The sequence below is a fragment of the Pseudanabaena sp. FACHB-1998 genome (assembly GCF_014696355.1).
Taxonomy (GTDB): domain Bacteria; phylum Cyanobacteriota; class Cyanobacteriia; order Pseudanabaenales; family Pseudanabaenaceae; genus Pseudanabaena.
Window position 1 is genome coordinate 1 of record NZ_JACJQA010000044.1, and the last position, 15,543, is coordinate 15,543.

The following is a 15,543-nucleotide window of genomic DNA, read 5'->3' on the forward strand; positions in this document are numbered from 1 at the left end:
CTATCAGCAGGATTTGCCATAATTCATCTCGCCTTCCTTTTGCCTTACGCGGATCTGGTATCTCTTTGAGATAATCAACTAGACTATTACTCATTTTCTGGCTTATTTAACTTGATTAGATTAAATTATTACAAAATACCTCTACGTCTGTCACTAGCCTTTTTCTGGTTCCTCCTAACCTTTCTTGAAATAACCCTGCCTTGTAAAGGGGGACTTGAAGATTAAGCGCCCGATACCTCCCCACAATTACATCCACATCCGTCGTCGCAGGAAAAGCCAAATCACGGGCACTCATATCCTCCGTATCCGACTTTTTCGACACCTTCGCATCCGAACAAACCGCAATACTCTGCAACCTCACCGTTGCCTCCGCCGACCATTCCCGCAAAGTCTGCGACATTAACGAGATCGAAGGCACTAAAAATAAAACCGTGGCGCTACCTTTCTCAATGGCAAACTTCTCCGCAATCTGCAAAGCCGTATAGGTCTTACCCGTACCGCAAGCCATGATCAACTTACCGCGATCGCCTGTCTCAAACCCTGCCCTCACCTTGTCCAAAGCCATACTCTGATGTGGTCTAATCGACTTCTTCGGGTTTAACGGTAAAACTGGGACTGGCGTTACTAGATCAACGCATCGTAATGACAATTCAGGGATTGTTAGCTACGCTTAACATTTTGTAATGATTTTGTAATAGCATAGGAGGTAATCATATCTACGATGAAAACTATGTTGGAATCTTCACCTACTATTACTACTCAAGATGAGCTGATCGAATCAATCACAGCAATCGAAGAATTGAAGGTTCCTAAAGACTATTTAGGGGAATGTCTTAGTCCAGATGCCTTTGCGCCTACGGATAGCTTTATCCGCCGTCACATCGGCGCTAGTTCTCCAGAAATCCAAGCCATGCTCAGGGCGATCGCCTGTGACTCCCTTGAGGAAATGGTGGAAAAAACTGTACCCGACTCCATTAGGCTCAAGCAGCCCCTCGATTTAGGCGTAGCGCGTGGGGAATACGAGCTACTGCAAGAACTGAAAGCGATCGCCTCAAAAAATCAAGTTTGGCGCTCTTACATCGGTACGGGCTATTACAATTGCATCACTCCACCAATTATTCAGCGTAATATTCTCGAAAATCCGGGCTGGTATACCCAGTACACTCCCTACCAAGCCGAGATTGCCCAAGGAAGACTAGAGGCTTTGCTGAACTTCCAAACAATGATCATTGACTTAACGGGCTTAGAAATTGCTAATGCTTCCCTCCTTGATGAAGGTACAGCCGCCGCCGAAGCGATGACGATGGCAGCAGGGCTTGCCAAAAATAAAGGCAACAAATTTCTAGTTTCCAGTGATTGTCATCCTCAGACGATCGCCGTAGTTAAAACCCGTGCTATTCCTCTCGGAATTGAAGTAATCACAGGCAAGCATGACGAATTTGTCATTGATAGAAGTTGCTTTGGCATCTTGCTACAATATCCCGCTAGTGATGGCGCAATCTACGACTATACGGAATCTATCCAGCAAATTCATGCTCAGGGTGGCTTAGCGATCGTGGCGGCAGATTTATTGGCGCTCACCTTATTAAAAGCCCCTGCGGAATTTGGTGCGGATATTGCGATCGGTAGCGCCCAGAGATTTGGTGTTCCCTTTGGCTATGGTGGACCCCATGCCGCTTATATGGCAACCAAAGAGGACTACAAGCGCCAAATGCCGGGGCGCATGGTGGGAGTTTCCAAGGATGTGCATGGTCAACCTGCGCTGCGGCTCGCTCTGCAAACCCGTGAGCAACATATTCGCCGCGATAAAGCGACCAGCAATATCTGCACGGCTCAAGTTCTCTTAGCGATTATGGCAAGCATGTATGCGGTCTATCATGGTGCAGCAGGACTTAAAAGTATTGCTCAACGGGTGCATTTTCTTACCCAAACCCTAGCCCAATCCCTTGAAAAATTGGGGCATCAAGTCTTGCATCCCGACTTCTTTGATACGATTCTCATTCAACCCAAGGGAACTTCCCTAGCGGAAATTAAAGATCGCGCCGCCGCCCACAAAATCAATTTGCGCTATCTGGAAAATGGGGCGATCGCGATCAGTCTTGATGAAACAGTCTCTAAGCAAGATTTACTCGATCTAATTAACATATTTTCTGAAGATCAATCAGCAATTACGAATTACAAATTACAAGTTCCTGATTCTCAATTCTCAATTCCTAATTCCCTAACTCGCAACACCACCTACCTCACCCACCCCGTTTTCAACACCTATCATTCCGAATCTGAACTACTGCGCTATATTTATCGCCTCCAAGCCAAGGATCTATCACTCACCACCTCGATGATTCCCCTTGGCTCCTGCACCATGAAGTTAAATGCGACTTCCGAAATGCTGCCTGTCACATGGTCGGAATTCGGCAATATTCATCCCTTCGCACCTTTAGAACAGACCCAAGGTTATCAAATTCTCTTTCAACAACTAGAAGTATGGTTAGCCGAAATCACAGGATTTGCAGGTGTATCGCTTCAGCCCAATGCAGGCTCGCAGGGAGAATATGCAGGCTTACTCACCATTAGAGAATATCATCAACATCGTGGGCAAACCAATCGCCATATTTGCTTGATTCCCACATCGGCTCATGGCACAAATCCCGCCAGTGCGGTGATGGCAGGGATGAAGGTGGTGACCGTGAATTGTGACGATGAAGGCAATATTGATGTGACAGATCTTAAGACTAAAGCCGAAAAGCATCAGCATGAATTGGCGGCGCTCATGGTTACCTATCCTTCCACTCATGGCGTATTTGAGGAATCCATTCGGGATATTTGTGATATCGTCCATTACTACGGCGGACAGGTCTATATGGATGGCGCAAATATGAATGCTCAGGTCGGTCTCTGCCGTCCAGGAGATATTGGTGCGGATGTTTGCCACTTGAATCTGCATAAGACTTTCTGCATTCCTCACGGTGGTGGTGGTCCCGGGATGGGACCTATCTGTGTCGCGCCTCAGCTAGTGCCATTTTTGCCGAAGCATCCCTTCACCACAGAAAACCCCAGTACGATTTCGGCGGCTCCTTGGGGGAGTGCTAGCATCCTTACAATTTCTTGGGTGTATATCGCACTGATGGGAGCAAAGGGTTTAAAGCTTGCCACTGAGGTCGCCATTCTCAATGCCAACTATATGGCGCATCGCCTTGCACCCCATTATCCGATTCTCTATACTGGCAAAAATGGCTTGGTTGCCCATGAGTGCATTCTCGATTTACGGGGATGCAAAACCATTGCAGGGATTGAAGTAGATGATATTGCGAAGCGCTTAATGGATTATGGCTTCCATGCACCTACGGTGTCTTGGCCGGTTGCTGGAACGATGATGATCGAGCCTACTGAAAGTGAGTCTAAGGCGGAACTCGATCGCTTCTGTGAGGCGATGATTGCAATTAGTCAAGAGATTAAGGCGATCGCCTCTGGTGCGATGGACAAGCTCGATAATCCCCTCAAAAATGCGCCCCATACAGCTGCAACCCTCTTAGCCGATGATTGGAACCATGCTTACTCTCGCAGTCAAGCCGCCTATCCTGCCCCTTGGCTCAAGGAGCATAAGTTTTGGACAAGCGTAGGACGCATTGATAATGCTTTTGGCGATCGCAATTTTGTCTGTTCCTGTCTACCCATCGAAGCCTACAATGAATAGATAAAGGTTGTGCTGTAAGCACAATCTTTATCTATTCATCAAAAATTAGTTTTATGTCTCAGTCGTCAAGCGCATCACCCGTTAAATCCTCAATTAAAATAGCTGTGATTGGTGATGTGCATGACCTTTGGCAGCCCATAGAAGATCGTCAAGCCTTACATAGCCTTGGCGCTGATTTAGTTCTTTTTGTGGGAGATTTTGGCAACGAAGCAATAGAAATTGTCAAGGCGATCGCGGATTTAGACTTACCGAAAGCTGCGATTTTAGGCAATCATGATGCTTGGTATAGTGCCACTGATCCCTATAGCAAAACTCCTCCTAAGCACCAATGTCCCTACGATCGCACTAAGGAGGATCGCGTTCAGCAGCAGTTAGATTTGCTAGGCAAATGTCATGTGGGCTATAGCTGGCTAGACTTTCCTGAGTTCAATCTCTCGGTAGTTGGTGCGCGTCCCTTTAGTTGGGGCGGTAGTAAATGGAAGAAAAAGTTTTTCTATCGCGATCGCTTTAATATTAATAGCTTTGCCGAATCTACCCAGCGCATCAAGCAGGCGATCGCCAGTACTGACCACGAAACGATTATCTTTCTCGGTCACAACGGTCCTGCGGGACTAGGAACTGAAGAGTATTCTATCTGCGGTAAAGATTGGAAACCCATAGGCGGCGACTATGGCGATCCTGACTTTGCCGAGGCGATCGCCTATTCCTATCAATTATCGAAAACTGTACCTCTCGTAACCTTTGGGCATATGCACCACCACTTACGCCATACATCTAGCCGTAACCGTGATGCGATCGCGACTAATGCTATGGGGACATTTTTTGTAAATTCGGCTCTAACTCCCAGAATTATCCAAACCCATAGCGGTTTTCATCGCAATTTTTCTTTAGTTAATCTTGAGCATGGTCAAGTAACTCAAATTTCGATTGTCTGGCTAAATCAATCTCATCAAATAGTCCATGAAAGCATTTTATTCAAAACATGCAAACTATTCGCTTGAATGGGGAATCTGATGTAGCTCATTCACCTATTTCCTCAGATGAGCAAAAGAGACGACAATAGATTTAGTTACCAAGATGAAACTATCCTTTCCATAGTTTTTTCTGCAAGTCCTTTTACCCTAGAGATTACATCATCTATTGATATAAATAGCTGTTGTGATCGCTGCTCATGAATTGGGCGTGCAAACTTGATATTTCCTTTAGCTGACTGTTTTAATTTGTTTTCTAGATCAGCAATATTGAGAGTATTAAAGTCACTAAGTACCTGTGAGATTTGAGAATTATCATCAATATTTTTATTCTTCGCAGCAGTTTTTTTACTCTCAGACTTGGGTTTAGTTGGAGTTTTAGATGTAGTTTTAGCAGTTGCTTTCGATTTAGTAGCTTTATCGGTTTTGGAGATTTTTTCAGGTTCTAACTCTGCAACTGCTTGTATAGTTTCTGGCTTTGTGTCAATTACTTGATGAACAGGGACGAGGGATAAAGATTGACGAAAATCGTTTAAATGAGCATCTAGTTGTTTAGTAACTTGTCCCACAATTAATTGCAAACTAACACTGATACGTTCTTCAATGGTCTTCTCGATCGCCGCAGTTAGTTTTTGCTCTAATCGATTAGCGATCGCCTCTTCGATCTTAGCTAAATCTGGAGAAGTTTCATGATTCAGTTCTGGAGGAGCGGGAATAGGTGTTGAGGCAGAAGGCGATCGCAGAAATTTATACTGCTCAAGAATCGTGGATTCTAATTCAGGTGGCACAACGTAAGCGCGAATTGCGGTAAATTGTTCATCAATTTCTTGAGCTTTAATAGCTGCATAATATTCAAAATGACCTTCTAAAACTTCAAAAGCAATCGGTGAGATTTTGCGAACAATGATGGGGCTAACAGTATCACCAGCTTTTAAAAATAAACTAGCTAGATTTTCAACTTGATGAGATGGGAATTGAGAATTAGATATTGCTGGTGGTGTGATTGTATCTAGATCGATAGAAGAAGTTAATAGGCTCATGCACTTAATCCTACTTTTTCAAGAACTTCATTAGCTAATTCCTCAAACTCAGCAGCAGATATGGAGTCTGGCTTAAAGTCAAAAATAGACTTAGGATCAGGAATTTGGCGATCTCCTTCAAATACAAAATTATCAATTGCCCTTGATAGGTCTTCACGCTGGAAAATTCTGGTTTCTAACACAGGAAATCCATAGCGCTCTTCGACAACTTTTTCTTGTTTAGGCAAAGTTGCTTTGATGTAATTGGCATTAGTCAATATTTTGGAAGGTAATACACCTAAAACCTTGATCGCAGGTTTATTGATAAAAGTCCGAAACTCATCAATTTCTTCAATAAAGTTTTTAACATTGCGTAAACCTTCATTGGCAAAAGGCTTTAGGTCAGAAGGAATAATTAGATAATCACAGGCTATCAGCGCAATTTTGGCATAGAGATTCAGTGATGGTGGCGTATCGATTAGAACCACATCATAGTCATCTTTCACTAGTTCTAATTTCTTGACTAAATGGGTTTTAGAACTATCTTTATCCACTAATCTTGCTTCTTGCCAGATCAAGTTAATATGAGCGGGAATGACATCCACTGGGGGATAAGTAAAAGTACTTTTGAGCGCAATTTCAGGAATATAGTTGGATTTGGGATAGAAGACAACATTGTAAATGTTGCTATCTTTGAGCGTGTCTTCTTCCTCAGTTTCAAACTTCATTAAACCTGCGGCATAGGTAGTATTTGCTTGACTGTCAAGGTCAATAATTAAAACCTTTAAACCTTTGCGGCTAATAGCGGCGGCGAGATTAATAGTCGTCGTCGTTTTTCCGACACCGCCTTTATTGTGATAGATTGCGATCGTTTTCATGCTTTTGGGGTTTGAAATATTAGTATCAGAAAGTTGCAGAGAGATTGAAGGCGAGACAATTAATTCACTAATTAGCGGAGCAGGCTTCTGTGGCAGATTGACTAAATTAGCTAAATCAATAGGCTTGTTATTTTTAAACTCAGCTAGTTTATCTCTCCCAATAATATCCTTAATTTTTTCGATTTTGTCGTCAATTTCTATACCTTGACATTGGAAATTTAGTTTAACCTGATCACCTACAAGCTCATAAATCCGAAAGTCTTTGCCATTAGTTAAAACCCCATAAACAACCCGTAGACGAGTTAAATAACGGCTCAATCGCCGCACATGAGAATCAAGATTTTGCTTGGGGTGCTTCGCTTCCATCACTACGCAAACTTTAGGGGTGCTATCTGTAGCGCTTGGAAAAATTTGGGAAGTGAGCGCTAAAAAATCTAAGCGAATACTCCCTAAAGCAACTTCTTGATGCCATTTACTTGCATCATAACCAAGCGTAGGCAAAAGATACTGAACAATTAATTTACTTTCGACTTCGCTCTCATTGCGACAAAGACTTGGATTGAAACTCATGGCAGTGCCATAATCCCCAAAAAATTAGATTTTTATCAATTATATCTACTTGTAGTCCCCATTTCACTAAATGATCGCCATCTCCCCCAGTAATAATCACCTTGGCATCAGGAAATTGCGATCGCCAATTATCAATATAAGCTTGTAAACCTGATAAAAATATGTGAGCAATTCCCCCTTGAATGGAGCTACGCGTATCCATGCTCCAGCGATTTGGCAAGGTTTCGGGAATATGCACATCGGGTAAAGCTGCCGTACTTTGATACAAACTTAAAAACTGCGATCGCAATCCCGCCACAATTGCCCCACCCACTAAAGCCTTATTCATATCAATTCCCGTTAAAGTAATCGCTGTCCCCGCATCAATTACTAAAACTGGATAGCCATAGATTTCCCCTGCGCCATACGCCGCCAAAGCGCGATCACATCCCATCGTTGCGTATAAACCTCGCAAAGGCACATCAGCAGTTTTAATAATTTGGGTTTGAGGTAAATTATGCCAAATAGTTATCAATTCAGGGACAACTGAGGCGATCGCAATATGTACAAAATCTCGCTCCGCAAGTTCTGCTTCTAAGATTGTTAATTGCTCATGCCTAAAGGCATATTCCTCCATAATTTGGCGATCGCTACCAAAAATTACTGCCTTAATTCTGGTGTTGCCAATAGTGATCGCTAAATAGTTATTTAAATGATTATTCATCCCAAAACTTAACACTCAACATCGCGTCGATTTCACGGCTAAACTGCCATTGCTCAGGGATGTAATAACCTTTTTTCTCATACTCATCCTTGACTTTGAGCAAGGCAAGCCCCCATGCCACATCAAATAATTCTTCCCAAAACCTTTTTAGGCTTGGCATATCGTTGAGTTCAACCCTAATTTCAGCGCGTTGCTCTCTAATAGTGCGTTCCCATCCATTAAACTCTTGGGGCATATCGACATAGATCCTCTTAATTAGATGTTCTAGCAAAGTTTTTAGTCGATTTCTAACCTCCTTTTTTTCAGAACGTCCCAATGATTCGATCTCCTCTATCAAGTTTTCCAAGTCTACATGGTCAAAATCTTTAGCTTTAAGCTTGGCTACAGTTTCCTCAGTCCATCGCAAAAAGTCCGACTCATACAAAGATTTACGAGTTATAGCTTGCGTCATTTTGATTTTGCTCCTTTGCTCTAAAGTCTATTGAAGCTTTAAATAATACAAATAAATTTTTGAAAGCCTCACTTTGCGGCGATTCTAAAAATTTCTTTGGGTTTTCCTTCAGCGCTTTGCGCTGTAAGTGCAATTATAAAGGCATAGAATATAACTCTGTGCCTTCACCACGAATCAAGCAATCACAACAAGCAATCACAATGGACTTCGAGCCAGCCTATAGCCGCTACCCTCTTGCTACGGTCAATCAACGCCTCGGAGCGCTCATCGTAGACTTTTTAAGTTGTTGGTTTATTTCCGAATTAACCGTATCGATCTTATCGATTGACCCAGCGAACCCTCTGCATCTATTTATATTTATCTCGACATGGTTTGTCTTTCGGGTGTTTATCGCCGCCCGCGCACAGGGGCAGAGCTTTGGTAGATGGCTGATGAGTATTCGGGTGATTGATGCGGAATTTGGCAAAACGGCTGGACTGGGCGCATTTATGAAGCGGGAGATTTTTGTCTTTGTCTGTGCCATTTTTCTGATTAAAACTATCACCTCGACCCTCATTGTCTTTGCTTGGATTCCCTTTGTTGCCGATGCCGCCTTTGCGATCGTTGATAACGAAAAGCGTCAAGCCTTTCACGATCGCATTAGTGGCACGATTTCTATTCAAACCCGCAAAGGTTTTGCGATCGATGAAAAGCTAGGCAAACTCTTTAACCAAGCAGGTCAGCAAGCCACAAAGCTCTATCAAAGTCGCCAAGAGCGTGATTTGTATGAAGACGAATATAGCGCCCCTCGCCAAAAAACTAAGCGCCGCCCCCGCACCAAATCCCGTCCACCTCAAGACTTTAATTTTGATCGAGATAGTGACTTTGATCGCTCTTATCAAGATTCTTATCAAGATAATTACAACGATCCCTATGCGGAGCCTTTAGATCCGCCCAAAAATGCTTATAAAGGCGATGTGGATGGTTTCGATAATTGGGACAAAGATGATCTTCGTGATGATAGAGGCGATCGCCCTAAGTCCTACGATGATGAACCACCAATTAAGCGATCGGCGCGTCGTCCTAGGCGGAGGTAGTCGCATTAGTGAAGGATTGGTGTGGCGCGGCAACGCCGCGCCACACCTGCCCGATACTTGTATTATTAAACATTCCTTAATGCTGGAACAGTAGTAAAGCAAGTAAAAGCAATCTATGATTTAGTCAGCCTGTAGACTGGTTTGCTATGAAAATAGATCATCCGACTTATACACAAGAACAGATTTCAGCGTGGTTGCGGGGATTGATGAGTGTTGCCCTCGCAGACAATGATTATAGTGACCAAGAGCGTAGCCTCTTCGATCAAATCAGCCATAGTGATGAATGGGGTGAAGAAGTAACGATCGCTAATTTTGAACCAATTAGCGCCCAAGATTTAGCAACAGCATTAGGTAGTGATTATGCTGTGGGGCAGAATTTCCTGCGGATGGCAGTAATGATGGCTCTTGCCGATGGAAAATATACAGATACGGAAGATCTCGTTATTCAAGGATTTTGTAAAGCCCTTAATCAAGAAGTAAAAGCGATCGATGATCTACGGGAGAAATTAGCTTCCGCCTCCCACCATGAGGAACACCATCCTGATTTATTAGAACCAGTTAAAGAATGGCTCGATCACATGGATATTCATGATTCCAAACTTGCTAATTTAATCTGTAAAGTTGTCCCTGCTCAATGTCCATTTGAGCGTGATATTGTCTTGTTTGGACGCAAAATCATGCATATTCCTGCTATGTGCGAAATCAATCCTCTATACGATCAACTAGTGGGCTTAAGATTCCGATCGCTAAGTTATCTTGCTGATAAAGGTGAAGATATTTCCAAATATTATTAATAAATAGCTAGGCATAATTAATTACCAACCAAAACCCGTAAAGTTGCGCTCCGTAGGGGTGCAACTTTACGGGTTTTGGTAATCTTTTTTATTTGCCATTGCCAATCAAAATAAAAGAAGCCCAAAAATATGGATGTTGTAAATTAGATTGAGGGGATTGCAGAAGACCTAATTGGGCTTGGCGAAGAGAATTAATCACATTACTTCCCTTTTGCAACTGCGTATAAAAATTACTCATCAATAACTGTGTTCCTTGATCGCTGACCGTCCATAGTGAGGCGATCGCAGCTTTAGCTCCCGTACGCTGAATCTGATAGCCAAAGCCAAGAATTTCTTCCCCACTACCCACAACCCCTCCAAGGGCAGTTTGACAAGCGCTTAAAACAACTAGTTGAGTATTGGGTAACTTCCATTCGCGCAACTCTCGCAAATTTAGGCGATCACCATTTCCCATTAATACAAAGGAATCCTCTGGAGTTCCGTTGACAAAAGCCGCATGGGTTGCCAAATGAATCACACTATAGTTACCAAATTGAGAAACGATCGCTTGACGATTGAAGAGGGTATCAACTAATTTGGTAGTGTCTGGAAAAGTTGTGGCAATCTTATCAATTTCTTTGCCAGCAAAGGGTAGTCCTTTAAAAGTAAACTTCTCATTGCCAATTTCAAACTTGACATCCCCTTGAGTAAAGGCTGCCGCAATGATTTTAAGAGAACCTTTAGCGACGGATGGGAAGTCTAAAAATCCAGAAGCAGTTAAGTAATTAAAGCCATAGCGTTCGATTAACCACTTTTTGCCATCATAGAGCGCGGAGAGAGGGATATAACGCAATTTGCCATCAGGCGCATAAAGCAGAAGGTCAATATTGGCAGCTTGCAGATCTGCTTCAATCGGCTTGATGAGATATCGATAAAGTTTTGCCGAGGATTCTTTAACATCAGCAGAACTAGCATCTTGTAAATCGGCTCGAAAATCCTGTAATAGTTTAGTGAATTCCTCCACATTAACTTTAAGGGAACGTAAAATAGGGGCTGATTTGGCGGGAAGAAGCACTAAAAAAAGCTGATCTTCAAATAATAATGGATAAAATAATGAAGCCCGATCGCCAAATCTCTGGACATTCGCCAAGAGCGATCGCGAAGTGGCGAGATTCAGGCTTTCCCGTGCGGCTGTATTCTGGATTTGAGTTACTAGAGGTGAGCCGTTTAGGAGGATTTTTACATCAGTATTAATGAGCGCTTTTTCAGCGTCAAAAAGGGTGATGCCGATAGCCGTGCGATCGTTGCCTTTGACATCACGCAGATAGTCCTGTAACTCTTGAACCTTCAGTAAATCCAGAATTTGAATTGCTTCATTAATGCGATTTTGCTGGAGAAGTAATTTTGCTAAGTTGCGATAGGTATAGGAAACGCTTTGCTTATATGCCGAGCGATCTTCACGGGGTAACATCCTGATGGATTGACGAATTGCTTCGCGGACATTGATGGATTCTTTAAGATAGGCGATCGCACTTTCAAATTGTTTTTGCTGAGTAAGTAAATCCCCAATATTGGCAAGGACAACGGACTCGGTGCTGCGATCGCGTACTTCTCTAGCAATTTTTATCGCCTGTTGATAGGACGCGATCGCCTCGGCTTGCTTTCCTAAATTGGCATAGGCGCGACCCAGATTACTGAGCGCCACGCCTGTACCCGATAAATCTTTGACCTTTTCGTACTGTGCTAAAGCCTGTTGATGAAAAGCGATCGCCTGTTCCAATTGCCCGAGGCGAGAGTAGGTACTGCCAATATTGTCGAGGGTAATCCCAATTCCCAAATCATTGCCAATCTCTTGATAGGCTACTTTAGCTTTTTGAAAGAAGTTCAGAGCTTCTTTATATTTCCCACTGTTGCTGTAAAGTTGAGCAATATTATTGAGGTTATTAGCTTGTCCCGCTTTGACCGTGACATTATCGTTGGCAGTATCTCCTACCGTAGCCCGTACTGATAAACCTCGACTCGTCAAGGTCGGATTGCTGTTATCTTCCCCAAGGACATCATGGAGTAATTCTATTTCTGTTTTCTTTAAGCCGACAAAATCTTCAGGAGTGAGCTTGAAATAGATCTTGGTCGCTTGTTCGGCTAATTCCAAAGCACGGCGATTTTGTCCAAGACTGTAATAGAGAGCGCTGATATTGTTAATGATTGCTGCCTCATCACCTCGATAACAACAGAGCGTTCTTACAAGGGCTAGAGACTGTTCGTAGGATTCTAAGGCTTGGGCATATTGGGTTTGATTGGCATAAATTACACCAATATTATTTAAAGTCTGAACTCTCCCAATAGTATCTTTTTGCTCAACACTTCTGGGTAACATTTGCTGATAGCTAGCTAAGGCAAGATCGTATTGCGAAGATTTGAAATAAATGGAAGCCATGCGCGAAAGGGTCACGCTTTCACTGGTTAAGAGGCTATCCCGATCGCCTTTTTTTGCCTTAAGGCGATCGCGAAAAATATCCAGAGCCTGTTGATAAAGGGGCAAGGCTTGGGCATATTGCCTCTGTTTGTCATAGACATCAGCGATATATTGCAAGGTATAACCGACACTTACAGGATCGCCATCGGGAAACTTGGCGAGATCCTTTGCAATTACCAGTGCTTGCTGAAAATAGGGCATTGCTTTGTCATACTGCCCTGTTGTCAAATAAACATCACCTAAGATATTCAGGGTATCAAGCTCGCCGCCTGTCGCTTTCCATTTCCGAAACAGTTCCAGCGCCTTTTGCAAATCCGCGATCGCCCCCTGCGGATCGGCTTTTTGTAAGCGATCGTATCCCGATTGCTTGAGATAAACCGCTTCCGTAATTTGTTGCGATCGCAAATCTTCAGAGGATTGAGCAGGGGATTGAGCAACTGTCTGAGCGATCGCGCTAAATTCTGATTTCGCAGCTAATTTTGTAAGTATCAACGTTGGCGTAACGACAATCGCCAGCAATATTCCGAGCCTTACAAAACTACGAATTAAGCGCATAGTTATTTATTCTTGAGTTTATCTTGTTGTCCGCAACGAAATCTTTGCGCCATTGAACTCTTAGCGTGTTTGGTTTTACGACCGCTTACTCGCTCTCTCCACATCAAAAAAGAAGAGCGCTTCATGGAACTACGCATGATTTTAATTACTTCTGTCTCCGAAATCCCAAATTGGGCATAAATCGTATCAAAACTGGTGCGATCTTCCCATGCCATTTCGATAATGCGGTCAATGTCCTCAGGTGTGAGGGCTTTAAGAGCTTGTTTATCCATATAATTACATATAAAATTTAGAAAGTGCCACTTTGCGGCGCTTTCTAAATTTTATATTAGCTTTTTTATCCTTGCTTCCAATGACGCGCTAATTGTTTGGCTTTTAGTCCCGATTCAATTACTTCTAGTAGTCTGGTCATACCTGTTGTATTCACAATTTCATAGGTTTTGTTAGCCCGACGGCAAGCCTCGATCGCTCTCTCAGTGAGTGAGTGGCTGGCATAACCCGTCACGATAATAATTAAATCCCCACCAGCAATTTGCGCCTCACCCTGTGCGGCGAGCTGCAAACCATCCTGCTCGGTGTACCACATTAAATTAATTGCCGAATCTCGCAATCTATTTTTTACAGCCGTTTGTAAGCGATCGTGTCCACCAAAGACCAATACCTTACCGCTTAGGTCAGTATACAAAGCAGGGCGCTTTTCGGTCTTACGGTGTCGGGCGTTAGGTTGTACATCAGGGGCGCGATCAACACGGGAGCGATTTTCGAGGGCTTTATTGTAAATAAATGTCAGTGTTTGTTCATGGCTACCACGTAAACGGGCTACAGGTCCTTCTTCGCTGTGGGAATTTATTTGATTAATCAGCGCTTCGACGACCTCTTCCAGAGAACCGATCGCTTTTAGGTCATTGGCATATCCCCGTACAGCGATCGAGGCATCCGTAGCACTAAAGAAATCATGCTGCTCTTCGATCATCTCTAACAGATCGGCTCTTAACTCTCGCCGCCACTGAGCCGTTTGTTCAGTTATTCGTTCATCTAGAAGTCTTTCTTCGCTCAAAATTAATTGGCGATCGGCAAGCTGGGCTGCTAGGCTCGGAGCTTCGGCGATCTCCTGTCGAATATCGGCGGCTTTTTTTTCTAGTTTTAGCTTAGTCTCACTGTCTGGGCTTCCCCCCTCACGAGTATATTCCTCCAACATCTGCTCAACCTTTGCCAACAGGGGTTTTAACCGTCCTTCAATTTGGGATACAGCCTCTTGAATTTGGCGATCGCGTTGTTGTTGAAGCCGATTTTGTTCTAACTCCACCTTAGCCATCGTCAGTAAATCACTGACTGAAGCTTCTAATTCATCTAATTCAGAAATATGCATATATATTTACTTAAAATTTACCTAGTATTTGTATGTAACTAATATGTAATTAATCGATTAGCTATTGAGCCATCCGAAATGACCAAGAAAATGACCATGAATAAGTAATTATAAGAAGTTATAGTCACTAATTCCTAATGTAACCTCTTGCTTACTTAAGTGTGTATAGTTTTATGCTCCAAACCGATCTCGATCCCATCCCCTATATTGATTACGCCGTACTAGATCCATCCGCCACTCATGAACAGGTGGATCGAGCCTGTGAAGAAGCTGATCGCTTTGGATTTGCTAGTGTTTGCGTCTATCCTTGCAACGTCAAGCGAGCTACGGAGCGGCTCTTAAAAACCAAGGTGGAAATCTGCACAGTGATTGGATTTCCTAGTGGCGCAACCACGTCTAATGTAAAGCTTTATGAAGCAATGGAAGCGGTAGAGAATGGGGCAACGGAATTAGATGTAGTTATTAATTTTGGTTGGCTCAAAACAGGACAAACTAATCTGTTGCATCAAGATTTAGCTCAGATATGTCAAGAATCAGGAAAAGCAGTCAAAGCAATTTTAGAACTGAGTTTGCTAACTGCTGACGAGCAAGAGCTTGCTGCGGAAGTATGTATGGATGCAGGAGTTGCTTTTTTGAAAACAGGAACAGGCTGGGCGGGGGGCGCAACCGTAGAAATGGTGAATTTCCTCAAGGAAATCTCGCACGGTAAAGTTGGAGTCAAAGCTTCGGGGGGAATTCGCACTAGAGAGCAAGCGATCGCTTTAATCAATGCAGGTGCTACTCGTTTAGGCACATCCCACGGCGTAGCGATCGCCCGCGAGAAAACATAGCTCACACAGTTAATACCAAAACTAAAAATGGCATAGCCATTTCTAGTTTTGAAAACCATTACGGGGTTTGATTTTCAATTCACAAAAATACGACAATACTTGTGTGAATTGGTATAAGTTGATTAGCGAAAATTTTATATAACTTTTTGATAACTTTCCTGTGTTTGAATTCCGATTG

At 43.1% G+C, this 15,543-nt stretch carries 13 protein-coding genes; 5 read left to right on the forward strand and 8 right to left on the reverse strand.

Features of this window, described 5'->3' with window-relative positions:
• Positions 1 to 115: 115 nt before the first annotated feature.
• Positions 116 to 565 carry a DEAD/DEAH box helicase family protein gene (locus H6F42_RS17585; protein ID WP_190400679.1) on the reverse strand — a complete coding sequence of 150 codons (450 nt, stop codon included), beginning with the start codon at positions 563 to 565 and terminating at the stop codon, positions 116 to 118.
• 165 nt (positions 566 to 730) lie between these two features.
• Between H6F42_RS17585 and gcvP the strand changes: the two genes are divergently transcribed.
• Entirely contained in the window at positions 731 to 3,694 is a 2,964-nt protein-coding gene (gene gcvP, locus H6F42_RS17590; protein WP_190400680.1) for an aminomethyl-transferring glycine dehydrogenase, read from the forward strand.
• 53 nt (positions 3,695 to 3,747) lie between these two features.
• Entirely contained in the window at positions 3,748 to 4,695 is a 948-nt protein-coding gene (locus tag H6F42_RS17595; protein WP_190400681.1) for a TIGR04168 family protein, read from the forward strand.
• A 68-nt stretch (positions 4,696 to 4,763) separates the two neighbouring features.
• Here H6F42_RS17595 and H6F42_RS17600 read toward each other — a convergent pair whose 3' ends face one another.
• From H6F42_RS17600 to H6F42_RS17615, 4 genes are read right to left on the reverse strand one after another with little or no spacing between them, the layout of a single operon-like run.
• Positions 4,764 to 5,705, reverse strand: coding sequence for a hypothetical protein (locus H6F42_RS17600; protein WP_190400682.1), 942 nt, complete (start codon positions 5,703 to 5,705; stop codon positions 4,764 to 4,766).
• Positions 5,702 to 7,132, reverse strand: coding sequence for an AAA family ATPase (locus H6F42_RS17605; protein WP_190400683.1), 1,431 nt, complete (start codon positions 7,130 to 7,132; stop codon positions 5,702 to 5,704). Before H6F42_RS17605 ends, H6F42_RS17600 begins: the two co-directional genes overlap by 4 nt.
• Entirely contained in the window at positions 7,101 to 7,835 is a 735-nt protein-coding gene (locus H6F42_RS17610; protein WP_190400684.1) for a type III pantothenate kinase, read from the reverse strand. Before H6F42_RS17610 ends, H6F42_RS17605 begins: the two co-directional genes overlap by 32 nt.
• Entirely contained in the window at positions 7,828 to 8,286 is a 459-nt protein-coding gene (locus H6F42_RS17615) for a DUF29 domain-containing protein (protein WP_190400685.1), read from the reverse strand. Before H6F42_RS17615 ends, H6F42_RS17610 begins: the two co-directional genes overlap by 8 nt.
• Positions 8,287 to 8,444: 158 nt before the next feature.
• On the opposite strand from H6F42_RS17615, the gene H6F42_RS17620 reads away from it, so the two are divergent.
• Positions 8,445 to 9,362, forward strand: coding sequence for an RDD family protein (locus H6F42_RS17620; protein WP_190400686.1), 918 nt, complete (start codon positions 8,445 to 8,447; stop codon positions 9,360 to 9,362).
• Positions 9,363 to 9,508: 146 nt separating this feature from the next.
• Positions 9,509 to 10,156, forward strand: coding sequence for a Mo-dependent nitrogenase C-terminal domain-containing protein (locus H6F42_RS17625; protein ID WP_190400687.1), 648 nt, complete (start codon positions 9,509 to 9,511; stop codon positions 10,154 to 10,156).
• 88 nt (positions 10,157 to 10,244) lie between these two features.
• Here the strand turns inward: H6F42_RS17625 and H6F42_RS17630 are convergent, their stop codons facing one another.
• The 3 genes from H6F42_RS17630 to H6F42_RS17640 all read right to left on the reverse strand — a co-directional run bounded on the left by H6F42_RS17630 (position 10,245) and on the right by H6F42_RS17640 (position 14,535).
• Positions 10,245 to 13,166: a CHAT domain-containing protein gene (locus H6F42_RS17630; protein WP_190400688.1), complete on the reverse strand. Its 2,922-nt coding sequence runs from the start codon at positions 13,164 to 13,166 to the stop codon at positions 10,245 to 10,247.
• 2 nt (positions 13,167 to 13,168) lie between these two features.
• On the reverse strand, positions 13,169 to 13,438 hold the full coding sequence (locus H6F42_RS17635) for a TIGR03643 family protein (RefSeq protein ID WP_190400689.1): 270 nt from the start codon (positions 13,436 to 13,438) through the stop codon (positions 13,169 to 13,171).
• A 65-nt stretch (positions 13,439 to 13,503) separates the two neighbouring features.
• On the reverse strand, positions 13,504 to 14,535 hold the full coding sequence (locus H6F42_RS17640; protein WP_190400690.1) for a DUF2325 domain-containing protein: 1,032 nt from the start codon (positions 14,533 to 14,535) through the stop codon (positions 13,504 to 13,506).
• A gap of 173 nt (positions 14,536 to 14,708) precedes the next feature.
• On the opposite strand from H6F42_RS17640, the gene deoC reads away from it, so the two are divergent.
• Complete coding sequence (deoC, locus tag H6F42_RS17645) at positions 14,709 to 15,365, forward strand: deoxyribose-phosphate aldolase (RefSeq protein ID WP_190400691.1); 657 nt, start codon at positions 14,709 to 14,711, stop codon at positions 15,363 to 15,365.
• The last annotated feature ends 178 nt before the right edge of the window (positions 15,366 to 15,543 follow it).

Bases quoted from the DNA above. Each gene is read 5' to 3' on its own strand.
- H6F42_RS17585 (WP_190400679.1), bottom strand. From the start codon at position 565: ATGGCTTTGGACAAGGTGAGGGCAGGGTTTGAGACAGGCGATCGCGGT.
- gcvP (WP_190400680.1), top strand. From the start codon at position 731: ATGTTGGAATCTTCACCTACTATTACTACTCAAGATGAGCTGATCGAA.
- H6F42_RS17595 (WP_190400681.1), top strand. From the start codon at position 3,748: ATGTCTCAGTCGTCAAGCGCATCACCCGTTAAATCCTCAATTAAAATA.
- H6F42_RS17600 (WP_190400682.1), bottom strand. From the start codon at position 5,705: ATGAGCCTATTAACTTCTTCTATCGATCTAGATACAATCACACCACCA.
- H6F42_RS17605 (WP_190400683.1), bottom strand. From the start codon at position 7,132: ATGAGTTTCAATCCAAGTCTTTGTCGCAATGAGAGCGAAGTCGAAAGT.
- H6F42_RS17610 (WP_190400684.1), bottom strand. From the start codon at position 7,835: ATGAATAATCATTTAAATAACTATTTAGCGATCACTATTGGCAACACC.
- H6F42_RS17615 (WP_190400685.1), bottom strand. From the start codon at position 8,286: ATGACGCAAGCTATAACTCGTAAATCTTTGTATGAGTCGGACTTTTTG.
- H6F42_RS17625 (WP_190400687.1), top strand. From the start codon at position 9,509: ATGAAAATAGATCATCCGACTTATACACAAGAACAGATTTCAGCGTGG.
- H6F42_RS17630 (WP_190400688.1), bottom strand. From the start codon at position 13,166: ATGCGCTTAATTCGTAGTTTTGTAAGGCTCGGAATATTGCTGGCGATT.
- H6F42_RS17635 (WP_190400689.1), bottom strand. From the start codon at position 13,438: ATGGATAAACAAGCTCTTAAAGCCCTCACACCTGAGGACATTGACCGC.
- H6F42_RS17640 (WP_190400690.1), bottom strand. From the start codon at position 14,535: ATGCATATTTCTGAATTAGATGAATTAGAAGCTTCAGTCAGTGATTTA.
- deoC (WP_190400691.1), top strand. From the start codon at position 14,709: ATGCTCCAAACCGATCTCGATCCCATCCCCTATATTGATTACGCCGTA.